The sequence below is a fragment of the Dyella sp. M7H15-1 genome (genome assembly GCF_004114615.1).
In the GTDB taxonomy this organism is placed as follows: domain Bacteria; phylum Pseudomonadota; class Gammaproteobacteria; order Xanthomonadales; family Rhodanobacteraceae; genus Dyella_B.
The window spans coordinates 2,876,104-2,887,997 of record NZ_CP035300.1; the positions used below are offsets into that span (position 1 = coordinate 2,876,104).

Sequence of the window (11,894 nt, forward strand, 5' to 3'; positions counted from 1 at the left end):
TGGTCTCGTACGCAGCGCACCCTGGATTCTTGTTGTACCAGCACTGCATCGCGCCAGGGTACTTGGCAGCGGGCGAAGTCGCCGCCATTGCTGGCGCAATACGCACCTTGTGACCCTTGCTGTGCATGTAGCGGCGTCGTGGTCGTCAACAAACCGAATCCAACGGCCAAGGTAGCCACTCCGCTTGTTAAAAACTTTCCGATCACACTCATAAATACCCCCTTTTTGAGATAGGCAAAAATATTTCGATAGGGACGATAGTCGTATCGCTGCAACAAGTCATCAGCTTCGAATGGGGGAGTGAAAGCAGCAGTTCATATTGAGCCGGTTCAAGCCAAGATGATTGTCCTGCAACACGCTGGTCCTGTAACACTCTGATAACACGGCAGGGATAAGGCGATCTTATCTGTCATATAGGCAACATGAAGTGGCCTGATCGTAGTAAGCGGCGTACCCTCCCCGCTGAAACAAGCGTGCGTTACTTGTGAGACACCACACTAGGTAAAGGAGGAACATGAAACGTTCGAATCTGTTGTTGCCATGTATCGTTGGCCTGCTTGCTAGTGGCGCAGCCACTGCACAGAACGCCCCGCAGATTATTACCGCCGCCGGCGCCTACCATCCGCTGCCGCAGGCGGCTTATCAGCCTGATCGCAACGCTACTTACAAGGTGGTGTTTTCACTGACCAAGGCGAGCGACAAGCCGGACCAGATCAATCCTGGCATCGAACGCGTGGCTCGCACGGTGAATCTTTATACTGTTGCGGGTGTGCCGCTTGATCATCTGAAGTTCGTGGCGGTGGCGTATGGCCCGGCCACGAGCTTGGTGCTGGATGACGAGCACTACAGGGCGCAGTTCGGCACGGCCAACCCTAATCTCGCGGTGATCAGCCAGCTTCGCAAGGCGGGCATCGATGTAGCCGTGTGCGGTCAGGCGATGGCGGAGCATCATTATGCGAATGAGTGGGCATTTAAGGATGTCACACTCAGTCTGTCCGCACTGACCACCATCACCGAGCTGGAGCAGAAGGGTTATGCCCTGATGCCGCTTTAAGACAGGGAAGTGAAACATGTCGCTACGTTCGAATGGCCGTTCATGGAGTGTGATGCTGGTGGGCATGCTAGCTATGGCTTGCAGTACGGCCAGCACGGCTCAGGCCAACTACCTTCCACCCTGGAATCCACCGCCGAGCGGCGGCGTGTCGTTCGCCGTGCCGCCGTTCGATGCCATTGCCGATTTGCATGGAGACATGGTCGATCCACAACTTACGGTGTTTTTCGCCGGCAACCAGTTCATGGTGGTGCACGATCTGGTTGAAGCGTTCAAACAGCATTATCCGCAATACCAGCGTATTTATGTGGAAACTTTGCCACCAGGCATCCTGGTCAGGCAGATCGAGACGGGGTCGCTGGTGATGGGTAATCTGCGTATTGCGCTGAAGCCGGACATCTTCACCAACGGCAAAGGCTCGATCGCTGATTTGCAGAAACAGCATGAATGGTTTGCCGATACCGCCGACTATGCACGCAACCCGCTCGCCATTCTCGTTGCCAAGGGCAATCCCAGGCACATCGAAGGGTTGAAAGATCTCGGTCGCAGCGACGTGCGTGTCAGCATGCCCAATCCGCGGTGGGAAGGCATCGCCAAACAGATCGAGGCCAGCTATCGCAAGGTGGGTGGCGATGCGCTGGATCACACCATCATGGACAGCAAGGTGAAAAATGGCAGCACGTATCTCACGCGTATCCATCATCGCGAATCGCCATTGCGCGTTTTGCAGGGTGAGTCGGATGCCGCACCGGTATGGTCGACCGAGGCGTATTTCCAGCAGCAGATCCTGCATCGGCCGGTGGAAACCGTGGCGATCCCGGCGGATCAAAACGTCATGGCCACCTACACTGCGGCACGCATGAAAGATGCGCCGCACGCCCAGGCAGCGAAGGACTTCCTGGCGTTCATGACCTCGTCCCAGGCACAGGCCATCTACCACAAATACGGCTTCCAGCCACCGCAGTCATGAAGCACGCATGCCTCGCATGGTGGGTGTCATGTGCGCTTTGTGTGGGCGGCGTGCTGGCCAGCACGCCGGATGGCGCCATGATTGCGCAGCAAGGCAATGGGCACAGCGCGGCACCTTGCATGGCATGCCATGGTATGGATGGCGGTGGTCAGGCGGCTGCAGGGTTTCCACGCCTGGCAGGGTTGCCGGAAGCGTATTTGCGCAAGCAGCTCGAAGACTTCGCCGACGGTTCGCGCGACAACGCTACCATGCTACCGGTGGTCGGCGCCTTGACCGACGCCGAGCGCGATGCAGTCGTGGTCTACTACAGCAAGTTGCCGGTACCCGTTCCGGCGTCGACCGAGCCACTCAAGGAAAGTAGTGCTCAAGTCGGCCAAGCGTTGGCGGCACGGGGGCGCTGGTCCGATAGGCTACCAGCGTGCGAACAATGTCACGGCCCTGGTGGTATGGGTGTGGGCGATCACTTTCCACCACTATCGGGGCAGTCATCGGTCTACCTCAGCAACGAGCTGCACGCCTGGAAGCAGGGAGCGCGGCATAACGATCCGCTACAACTCATGCAGAGCGTCGCCAGCAAGTTGAGCGACGACGACATCGCGGCGATCAGCGCATGGTATGCCACACAACCGGTCGCGCCGGGCAAGGAGCAGCAGCCATGAAAGCGAAGTATCTGACACTGATCATGGCCAGCTTGTTGCTCACTGCTTGCGAGCATTCCACGCCGCAACCTGCTGCACCGGTTGCCAAGGCGCCGGCCCCGGCATTATCAACATCGAAGAACGAAAGCCATTTTGCGCCGCCACTCGAATCGTCGATCCCCAACGATGATTTTGGCAAGCAGATCACTTTGGGTCGGCAGATTTTTATGAACCCCGGCAAGTACGCGGGGGCGTATGTAGGCAATCAACTGAGCTGCGACAATTGTCATCTCGATGCTGGTCGACTGGCGTATTCCGCGCCGATGTGGGGTGCGTATCCGATGTATCCGGCCTATCGCAGCAAGACCGGTCAAGTGAACACCTTTGCCGAGCGATTGCAGGGTTGCTTCAACTACAGCATGAACGGCAAGGCTCCGCCACTTGGCGATCCGGTGCTGGTGGCGCTGGAAACCTATGCGTATTGGATGTCCAAAGGTGAGCCCATTGGTACATCGCTGCCAGGTCGCGGCTATCCCAAATGGCCCAAGCCCGCGCTTGCCCCTGATTATGTGCGAGGCGAAGCGGTATTCAAGCGTGATTGCGCGCTGTGCCATGGCGATAACGGCCAAGGCCAGCAAGCAGGAGGGCGTGTGGTATTTCCGCCGCTGTGGGGACCGCAATCTTTCAACTGGGGTGCGGGCATGGAATCGATCACCAACGCTGTGGGCTTCATCCAAGCCAATATGCCGCTCGGACGTGGTAACACATTGACCAATCAGGATGCCTGGGATGTGGCGTATTTCATGAATGCCCACGAACGTCCGCAGGATCCACGTTACAAAGACTCCATTCCTGTCACGCGCGCTGCTTTCCATGACACGCCCGATTCGCTGTACGGTGTGATGGTCAATGGACACCTGTTAGGGCAGGGCACGGCCGATTCGCGTACACACAGCGGCGGCTTGCGTGAAACTGAAGACGGGCACGAATAGTCGCCACCCGGAGGGGAGAGGATCCTTACCTCCAAAGGCACTAACTTAAAGCATCGTCGCCCCGGCGAAGGCCCTGTCTCTTGATCACATCTTTTTGTTTGCTATGTGCTGCAAATAACCAGCAAAACGGGACAGATCAGTCCCCTCTCCCCAAAGGGGAGAGGGGGTGCCGCAGCGTCAGATTTGTGATCAAGAGACAGGGCCTTCGCCGGGACGACGGCTCTGAATTTTTCGCAATATTCGAGCGAGATGCAGTTTAAGCGAGTGCCGTTGTCTCTAGCCCAACTTTGCGGCTTTATGTGAAACTCAGGCTTCCAGGTTCAACAGGGGGTGGACGTGCGTTTTCTGTCATTGCAAGATTTTGCCCCGCATGTGAATGAGACTTTTCATGTCGCCGTGGGCGACAGTCGCACCGATTTTATGCTGGTGGAAGTAAAGTCCCTGCCAGCGCGCGTTGTTCCCGGTTTGGTGCGCGCTCCATTTTCGCTGACGTTTCACCATGGTGCCGCGATCGTCTTTCCGCAAAAGGTTTATCCGATGAGGCACGATTCACTCGGTGAATTCGGTATTTTTCTGGTGCCGATTGCACGCAACCGCGACGGATTTTTATATCAAGCGATCTTCAATTGACCATCCAGCGCATCCGGATATAAGGCGGTTCCGGTTCGATGGTGACAAAACCTAGCCGTGTATAAAGTCGATGCGCCGCGACGTTTAGGATGTTGACATGCAGATCGATGCCAGCCGCTTTATTTTCGCACGCCATCGATTGCGACCATTGCAACAAGCTGCTGCCGATGCCTTGCCCACGCCACGTCGGCAATAAAGCGACATCGACGACCAGAAAATAAGCTTCTTGCCGCAGCAGATAGTAGCGTCCAATAGCGGTGTCGCCGGATTCGACGATCAGAAAATCGGATTCCCCGTAGTAATCCACGAAGTGCCGATGTTGCAAGGCGAATTGGTCGTCGAGGAAGAGCTTGCACATCGCCGCGGGCCATCCCGTCAGATGCAATTCTTCCATGTGCAGTTCGCCGTAGAGGTTTCGCAAGAAAAATAAATCCCGCTGCGTGGCACGACGCAGGCGAATACCGCGCGCGTCAAGTACGGCGCACGCAGGGATAGGTGCGTGAGCTGGTGGGAATGCCGGCAGTGATTCATCCAGTGGCATTAGCCGAATGATGGAAAGTTGCCGTACAAGGCGATGCAGTAATTGATGGCCAGTGACGGCTGGCAGTTTTCATGAGGTATGTTTTGACCAGTCATGCCCAACATGGTCGAAGCAAAATTCCCGTTGGGGTTAGTGCCTTGCGGTGGGAATGGATTGGCGTGCTGGGGCATCTGTAATGCGCTGTTGGCGAGCGGGCCAGCGGTGCGTTGTGTCGCATCGGTTTGGTCATAGATCAGGAAGCCGTGGTTGTGTGCAGGTATTTCCGTGGTCAGCAAGGCTACGCTGGCTTCGCCGAAGGTTTCACCTGCAGTACGCGGGCTGAGGCCCGTGCCTTGTCCCTGGCTGCAGGCTGCACGCGTGGTCAAATTGGGAAGCTGGAAGGTGGTTTGGCCATTGCCGCCGTAGAGGGTGCCGATCAACGAAAACAGCGCGGTGTTTTGCAGGACGTTCAAGGTAGCGCCGTTGCAGAATGCCCAGTCAATCGGCGCAAAGTTGAAGCCTAGCAGCTGGATTTCACCAATAAATGGCTGAGTCATGGAGATTGCCCCTGTATCAGCTTTGCGAGGGAAAAAGGCCTTCGAAGGCGATGCAATACGACGCCGTCAAAGTGGGCATGGTGTTGTCGTGCGGTTGACTGCCGCCGGTGTAGGTCACGGCACTGTTTTCCAGGTTGAAAGACCGAGCGCCGGTCAGATTGCTGGAATACATGGTGTCGGTGCTCGCCACGGTGCCGGGTGCCACGCTTGAAGAAGGGCTTGTCGCATTGGCTTGGTTAGTCGTTGCATAGGCGATGTGCGTGTGTAGTGGCAACTGGACGATTGTCAGGTCGACACTTTCGGTGCCGACACTCTGGCCCAGCGGACGAGGACTCAAGCCATTCCCCGTGCCTTGATGCAACGGCACCCTGCCGCGTAAGTCGGGGAGGCCAAAGGTATTTTGTCCATCGCCTCCATAGGTGGTGCCAAGCAGCGTGTATAGCACTTCGTAACCCGAAATGGATTGCAGGCTGCCATCACAGGCCAGCCAACCGGTGGGAATGCGTGGAAACCCGAACAGACGGATTTCGCCGACGAATGGTGTACTCATGAAGCACCTCTTTCTCTGGGTTCGATTCAACCGCGCGATGGATAGATGCCGTTCAACGCAATATTGAAGTTGATGGTGAGGTTCGGTTGCATATTGTTGTGCGGCAGCCCGGAACCGGCGTTTTGCACCTGCGCCGGATTCAGTGCAGACAGCCCCGATGCGGCGCTGGCATAAAGGGCCTCATTGGCAAAGCTGCCGTAAAGCGAGTTGGTGGGATTGCGGGAAACGCCATTTTGAGCGGTATTGGTCACGTTGTGGGTGTGCATAGGAAGGTTGGTCGTGGTCAAGCTCACCGTTTCCACGCCTAATGACTGGCCGACGGAATAAGGTGTTGGTTGCCATGCGCTATCGGCTGACGGGCCGGCGCCTACGGGCGTGCGCCCTCGCATATCAGGCAGCGCGAAATTCACGCGACCGTCACCTCCGAACTGAGTGCCCAGCAACGAAAACAACGCTGTGTTCTGGTTGATGGGGAGCAACTGCCCATTGCACTGGGCGAAACCACGCGGTGAAAAGCCGAAGCTGGTTAGCATGATCTGTCCGAGAAAGTAGTCAGACATCGTGAACCCCTTTTGGCTGGATGATTGGAACTTTGCCACTTTAGCCTAAGGATGCCATTTTGAATTAAAGTGGCAGCCTGTTGAAGGTCGAGCACGCCAAGCATTTTCGTGTATCGGCACGTTATATGCAGTTATTTTTGGCTGGGCCACGAAAGCGTGCCGTTTAAATAAATTCGGCACGAGTTAGATCGAAAGCTGCACGTTTACCACTCGCGGCCGACCTTTTAAAGGCAGGCTGCACCCTGGGGGAGGGTGAGTGATGAGGCTGCTGTCTGTTGTGAGTATCCGTTCACATCGCCATGCTACAGCGTGGGGAACGCTTGCTTGGCTGTTTTTGGCATGCTTCGCATGTTCTTCACTCACAAATCGTACACATGGCGACGGCGCGAGCCGTAGCGCTGGTCGTTTCGCCCGTATGGCCGCGCTTTTGTACAAGCTGCTGCTGGTTTTATCTTTGGCGGCATTTGCCCTTATGCCGATCACAGCGCGAGCCGGTAATTTGAGCGGCTGCCCGGCCTCGTTTGAAGTGCCGGCCAGTGGTTCGGCAACGTTGAACACCTTCAATTGTTCCGATATCTACGGCAGCCTGGATGGTCTGGGTACCAACTACCCGGCCTTCGATCCCGACAGTTCGCCGCCGCAAGGTCCGGATCAGGTCAATACCACCAACGGCACGGCCGTCAACGTCGACGATAACGATCAATATCTGCAATACACCAACAACGGAAATGGCAACACGACGGATAGCTACGTCTGGGTCGATGCCAACGACATCAACCATACCGAAACCATCAGTATTCTCAACATCAGCACAAGCAGTCTCCCCAACGCTACGGTGGGCACGGCTTATAGCAAGACGATCTCCGGCGCGGGCGGTACGACTTCCGGTTACAGCTTCAGTTCGACAACCTTGCCGGCGGGGCTGTCGCTCAGCACTAGCGGTGTGTTGTCGGGTACGCCCACGACAGCCGGCAGCTACTCGTTCACTGTCACCTTGTCGGACAGTGTCGTGTCGGTCAGCCGAACCTATTCCAGTTTCACGGTTGCCAACGCCAGCATCAGCATTTCCCCCAGCACCCTGCCCAATGGCACGGTGGCTAGTGCCTACAGCCAAACGATTACCGCCAGCGGCGGCACGTCGCCTTATACCTATGCCATCATCGCCGGGGCTTTGCCGGCGGGATTGAGCCTCAACAGCGGCAGTGGCACGATATCGGGCACGCCCACCGCAGGCGGCACGTTTACGGTGACCGTGCAGGCAACGGATGCCGGCAGCAATACGGCCTCCAAGACGTATTCCAGTTGGACGATGGCGGCGCCCACCATCACCGTATCGCCATCGACCCTGCCGGCCGCGACGCAAGGCAGCAGTTACAACCAGGCTATCACCGCCAGCGGCGGTACCTCGCCTTACACTTATGCGGTGACCAGCGGCAGCTTGCCCAGTGGTGTCACGCTTTCCAGTAGCGGCACGCTCAGCGGTACGCCCACGGTGTATGGAAACTTCACCTTTACCGTCACCGCCACGGATAACAGCACCGGCACCGGGCCTTATACCGGCAGCGCCAATTACACGCTCACCGTGAATGCATCGGCGCCGACCATCACCACCAGTACGGTGCCCAACGGCACCGTGGGTGTGAGTTACAGCACAACGATCAGTGCAAGCGGCGGCAATTCGCCGTATACCTTCTCGCTGGCGTCGGGCAGTTTGCCGCCGGGTTTGAGTCTCAGCAGCAGCGGTGTATTTTCGGGCACGCCCACCGCGGGTGGCAGCTATACGTTCACCGTACGAGTGACGGATGCGGCTAGCAGCACGGCCACCAAGACCTATTCGAATGTCACGATCAGTGCGCCGACCATCATGGTGTCGCCGTCGAGCTTGCCAAGCGCCACGCAAAACAGCAGTTACAGCCAAACCGTCAACGCCAGTGGTGGTACGTCGCCTTACACCTATGCGGTGACCAGTGGCAGCTTGCCCAGCGGTGTCACGCTCAATGCGAGCAGTGGTGCCTTGGGCGGTACACCCACGGTGTACGGCAATTTCAGCTTCACCGTTACCGCCACGGATAGCAGCAGCGGTACCGGGCCGTATACCGGTAGCGCCAATTACACGCTGACCGTGAATGCATCGACGCCGACGATCACCACCAGCAGCGTACCCAACGGAACGGTCGGCGTGAGTTATAATCAGACTATTAGTGCAAGCAATGGCAATCCGCCATATACCTTCTCGATTTCGTCCGGCAGCTTACCGCCGGGTTTGAGCCTCAGCAGTGGCGGGGTGATTTCCGGTACGCCGACCGCGGGCGGCAGCTACACCTTTACGGTCAAGGTAACGGATGCGAACAGCAATACCGCGACACAGACCTACTCAGGTGTAACGATAGCTGCGCCGACGTTGTCTATATCGCCAAGCAACGGCACCGCCTTCAGCGCAACCTACGCTACAGCCTATTCGCAAAGCTTCAGCGGTAGTGGCGGAACGTCGCCGTATACCTTCCACGTGAGCAGCGGCAGTCTGCCGGCGGGTGTGAGTTTGTCGAGTGCTGGTGTGCTCTCCGGTACGCCCACGCAGGCGGGGCATTTCAGTTTTGCGATCACGGCGACCGACAGTTCCACCGGCACCGGCGCGCCGTTTACCGCCACGGACAATTACAGCCTGACGGTGAGTAACAGCACGATCACCCTAACCCCGACCACGCTTACCAGCGGTGTGGCGGGTGTCAATTATTCCGCGACGCTGAGCGGCAGCGGTGGCGTAGCGCCATACAGCTTCAGTGTGACGTCCGGCAGCTTGCCCGCGGGTATTTCCTTGAGTAGCAGCGGTGTCTTGAGCGGTACGCCAACAGCGGCGGGTGCGTTCAATGTCACGATCACCGCCACGGATGCGAACAGCTTTACCGGTAGCCAGGCGTATACGTTGACGATGACGGCCGCGACGATCAGCCTCAGTCCCAGTTCGTCGACCTTGACCGTGGCGACCGCGGAAAGCGCTTATTCGCAAACATTCACTGCTAGCGGCGGCACAGCCCCTTATCACTACACTGTAACATCGGGCAGTCTGCCGGCGGGTTTGAGCTTGACCAGTGCGGGTGTGCTATCGGGTACGCCGACGGTATCTGGTGCCTATACGTTCTCCGTCACGGCCACCGACAGCAGCACCGGTACGGGTGCGCCGTTCACGGGCATGCGCAGTTATTCGCTCTCCGTCAATGCACCGACGCTAACGATAACGCCTACCACCTTGCCAAATCCGCAAGATGCAGCGGCATATAGCCAGCAGTTGCAAACCCGTGGTGGTACGGGCACGTACACCTATTCGGTCAGCCAGGGCAGCTTGCCCGGCGGGCTTAGCTTGAGCTCGGGCGGCTTGCTGTCCGGCACACCTGCGGTGAATGGTGCATTCTCGTTTACGGTGATGTCTAAGGACAGCAACAACTTCACCGCATCGCAAAGCTATAGTGTGAATGTCGAGCAGGCCGTGCCCGTTATCAGCAATGATGAGGTGACCACGCCTGCCGATCAGCCAGTGGTCATCGCTATCGGGTCACTGGATAAGGGCGGGCCGATCAACAGCGTCGTCATCGCCACAGCACCTTCGCATGGCAATGCCAGTGTGAACGGTTTGCATATCGTGTACACACCGGCCACCCATTATTTTGGTACCGATACACTCACCTTTACGGCCACCGGGCCGGGCGGCACCTCGGCAGCGGCCACCCTAACCATTGTGGTCACATCGCTGGCGGTACCCTCTGTGCCGGAACAAACCGTGATCGCGATGGGTTCCAAACCGTTGACCATCAATGCAGTGCGCGATGCCAGTGGCGCGCCGTACACCGCGGTAACGATCACGCAGCAGCCAAGCACTGGGCATGCGGTGGTATCGGGTACCAACATCGTCTACACGCCTGATGCCGAGGCATCGGGACGGGCAACGCTGCTGTATACCTTGACCAATCCGTTCGGTACTTCCGTGCCGATCACCGTCACCATCATCAACGAACCGATTCCGATGGCGGTATCGCAAAACACCACGCTAGTCGCCGGTCGAACGGCACAGGTGAATTTGACCCAGGGCGCGCAGGGTGGACCGTTCACGGGTGCTGCGCTGATATCGGTGTCACCCGCCTCGGCGGGCACGGCATTGATCCAAGCGGTATCCGGCGGTTATCAATTGAAGTTTGTCGGCGCACCTGCGTTTAGCGGCAACGTGGTGCTGACATTCACACTCTCCAATGCGTTCGCGACTTCCACTCCGGCGACCGTGACGATTGCTGTATCGGCGCGTCCTGATCCATCGAAAGATGCGCAAGTGCTAGGCGTGCTTGCCGCGCAGGTCGACGCGACTCGCAACTTTGCACTAGGTCAGATCAACAACTTCCAGCAGCGTCTGGAAGTACTGCATGGCGGGGGTGGTAGCGGTGGATTCCAGAACAACCTGAGTTTCAGTTCCGACAGCATGATGATGGCGCAACAACGCATGCTCAATGTGCAGAATCAGGGGCCCATCCAACGCAATTGGCTTGATCCGCAACCACAAAGGGCCCCGTCCACGGCCACCACGGCGCTGCCGGATGGTTATGCGGTATGGACGGGTGGTGCGATCAATTTCGGGTCGCGCGACAGCAGCGCCAGTGCAAACGGCTTCAACTTCAACACCAGCGGGATCAGTGCGGGTGTCGATAAACGTATCTCGCCATCGTTTGCGGTAGGTGGTGGTTTTGGCTACGGCCATAACGATACCCATGTTGGTAGCAACGGCAGCCGCATGAGTGGGGACAGTTACAGCCTGGCCGCTTATGCGAGCTACAGCCCTGGCGAGTCTACCTTTATCGATGGCGTGCTTGGCTATCAGTGGCTTTCGTTCAATACAGATCGTTACGTAACGGTCGACGGCAATCGGGTCAACGGTCATCGCGAGGGCGGGCAGTGGTTCGCTTCGTTCTCGGGTGGCTATGTGTGGCGCAAGGATGCATGGATGGTCTCGCCGTATGGACGTGTCGATCTTGCGTATGCGGACCTCGACGGTTACACCGAACAAGGTGACGACATCTATGCGCTGCATTACCAAGGTGAGACGGTCAGTACTAGTACCACCAGTTTGGGTGTGCTGACGAGTTATGTCTTCAAGCTCGACAACGGTATGGTCATGCCGCAACTGCGCCTTGAATATGGGCACGATTTCCAGAGCGCCAGCGAAGCGACGATGAGTTATGCGGATCTGCAATCGGCAGGCGAATATTACAGTGCACCGGTCGATCGCCTGGCGCGCAATCACTACATGCTTGGCATAGGCGTCAATTGGCAATACGCCAAAGGGACGACCATACGGCTGGAATACGACAATGAAATGGATGGCAGCAATCAGAACAGCCAGACCATCCTGCTGGGGATACAGATACCCTTCAACCCATAAAAAA

General features: G+C 57.5%; 10 protein-coding genes. 6 read left to right on the forward strand and 4 right to left on the reverse strand.

The genetic code is table 11. The features are described 5' to 3' along the window. Positions 1–514: 514 nt before the first annotated feature. The 5 genes from EO087_RS13295 to EO087_RS13315 all read left to right on the forward strand — a co-directional run bounded on the left by EO087_RS13295 (position 515) and on the right by EO087_RS13315 (position 4,281). Positions 515–1,054, forward strand: coding sequence for a DsrE family protein (locus EO087_RS13295; RefSeq protein ID WP_128899288.1), 540 nt, complete (start codon positions 515–517; stop codon positions 1,052–1,054). Between the two features lie 16 nt (positions 1,055–1,070). Beyond that, positions 1,071–2,021 carry a substrate-binding domain-containing protein gene (locus EO087_RS13300; protein ID WP_164931842.1) on the forward strand — a complete coding sequence of 317 codons (951 nt, stop codon included), beginning with the start codon at positions 1,071–1,073 and terminating at the stop codon, positions 2,019–2,021. Beyond that, positions 2,018–2,680, forward strand: coding sequence for a cytochrome c (locus tag EO087_RS13305; protein WP_128899289.1), 663 nt, complete (start codon positions 2,018–2,020; stop codon positions 2,678–2,680). Before EO087_RS13300 ends, EO087_RS13305 begins: the two co-directional genes overlap by 4 nt. Next, positions 2,677–3,651 carry a c-type cytochrome gene (locus tag EO087_RS13310; protein ID WP_128899290.1) on the forward strand — a complete coding sequence of 325 codons (975 nt, stop codon included), beginning with the start codon at positions 2,677–2,679 and terminating at the stop codon, positions 3,649–3,651. The genes EO087_RS13305 and EO087_RS13310 overlap by 4 nt, the downstream gene beginning before the upstream one ends. A 336-nt stretch (positions 3,652–3,987) precedes the next feature. Further along, positions 3,988–4,281 carry a hypothetical protein gene (locus EO087_RS13315; protein ID WP_128899291.1) on the forward strand — a complete coding sequence of 98 codons (294 nt, stop codon included), beginning with the start codon at positions 3,988–3,990 and terminating at the stop codon, positions 4,279–4,281. Here the strand turns inward: EO087_RS13315 and EO087_RS13320 are convergent. The 4 genes from EO087_RS13320 to EO087_RS13335 all read right to left on the reverse strand — a co-directional run bounded on the left by EO087_RS13320 (position 4,274) and on the right by EO087_RS13335 (position 6,468). After that, entirely contained in the window at positions 4,274–4,702 is a 429-nt protein-coding gene (locus tag EO087_RS13320) for a GNAT family N-acetyltransferase (RefSeq protein WP_164931843.1), read from the reverse strand. The two genes, EO087_RS13315 and EO087_RS13320, sit on opposite strands and share 8 nt — an antisense overlap. Positions 4,703–4,821: 119 nt before the next feature. Next, complete coding sequence (locus tag EO087_RS13325) at positions 4,822–5,358, reverse strand: tail fiber protein (protein WP_128899293.1); 537 nt, start codon at positions 5,356–5,358, stop codon at positions 4,822–4,824. A gap of 16 nt (positions 5,359–5,374) precedes the next feature. Further along, a complete protein-coding gene (locus EO087_RS13330) occupies positions 5,375–5,908 on the reverse strand; it encodes a tail fiber protein (protein ID WP_128899294.1) in 534 nt (177 codons plus the stop codon). Positions 5,909–5,934: 26 nt separating this feature from the next. Then, positions 5,935–6,468: a tail fiber protein gene (locus EO087_RS13335; protein ID WP_128899295.1), complete on the reverse strand. Its 534-nt coding sequence runs from the start codon at positions 6,466–6,468 to the stop codon at positions 5,935–5,937. Positions 6,469–6,883: 415 nt separating this feature from the next. Between EO087_RS13335 and EO087_RS13340 the strand changes: the two genes are divergently transcribed. Continuing rightward, positions 6,884–11,890 carry a putative Ig domain-containing protein gene (locus tag EO087_RS13340; RefSeq protein WP_164931844.1) on the forward strand — a complete coding sequence of 1,669 codons (5,007 nt, stop codon included), beginning with the start codon at positions 6,884–6,886 and terminating at the stop codon, positions 11,888–11,890. Positions 11,891–11,894: the final 4 nt, after the last annotated feature.

Bases quoted from the DNA above. Each gene is read 5' to 3' on its own strand.
- EO087_RS13295 (WP_128899288.1), top strand. From the start codon at position 515: ATGAAACGTTCGAATCTGTTGTTGCCATGTATCGTTGGCCTGCTTGCT.
- EO087_RS13300 (WP_164931842.1), top strand. From the start codon at position 1,071: ATGTCGCTACGTTCGAATGGCCGTTCATGGAGTGTGATGCTGGTGGGC.
- EO087_RS13305 (WP_128899289.1), top strand. From the start codon at position 2,018: ATGAAGCACGCATGCCTCGCATGGTGGGTGTCATGTGCGCTTTGTGTG.
- EO087_RS13310 (WP_128899290.1), top strand. From the start codon at position 2,677: ATGAAAGCGAAGTATCTGACACTGATCATGGCCAGCTTGTTGCTCACT.
- EO087_RS13325 (WP_128899293.1), bottom strand. From the start codon at position 5,358: ATGACTCAGCCATTTATTGGTGAAATCCAGCTGCTAGGCTTCAACTTT.
- EO087_RS13330 (WP_128899294.1), bottom strand. From the start codon at position 5,908: ATGAGTACACCATTCGTCGGCGAAATCCGTCTGTTCGGGTTTCCACGC.
- EO087_RS13335 (WP_128899295.1), bottom strand. From the start codon at position 6,468: ATGTCTGACTACTTTCTCGGACAGATCATGCTAACCAGCTTCGGCTTT.
- EO087_RS13340 (WP_164931844.1), top strand. From the start codon at position 6,884: ATGGCCGCGCTTTTGTACAAGCTGCTGCTGGTTTTATCTTTGGCGGCA.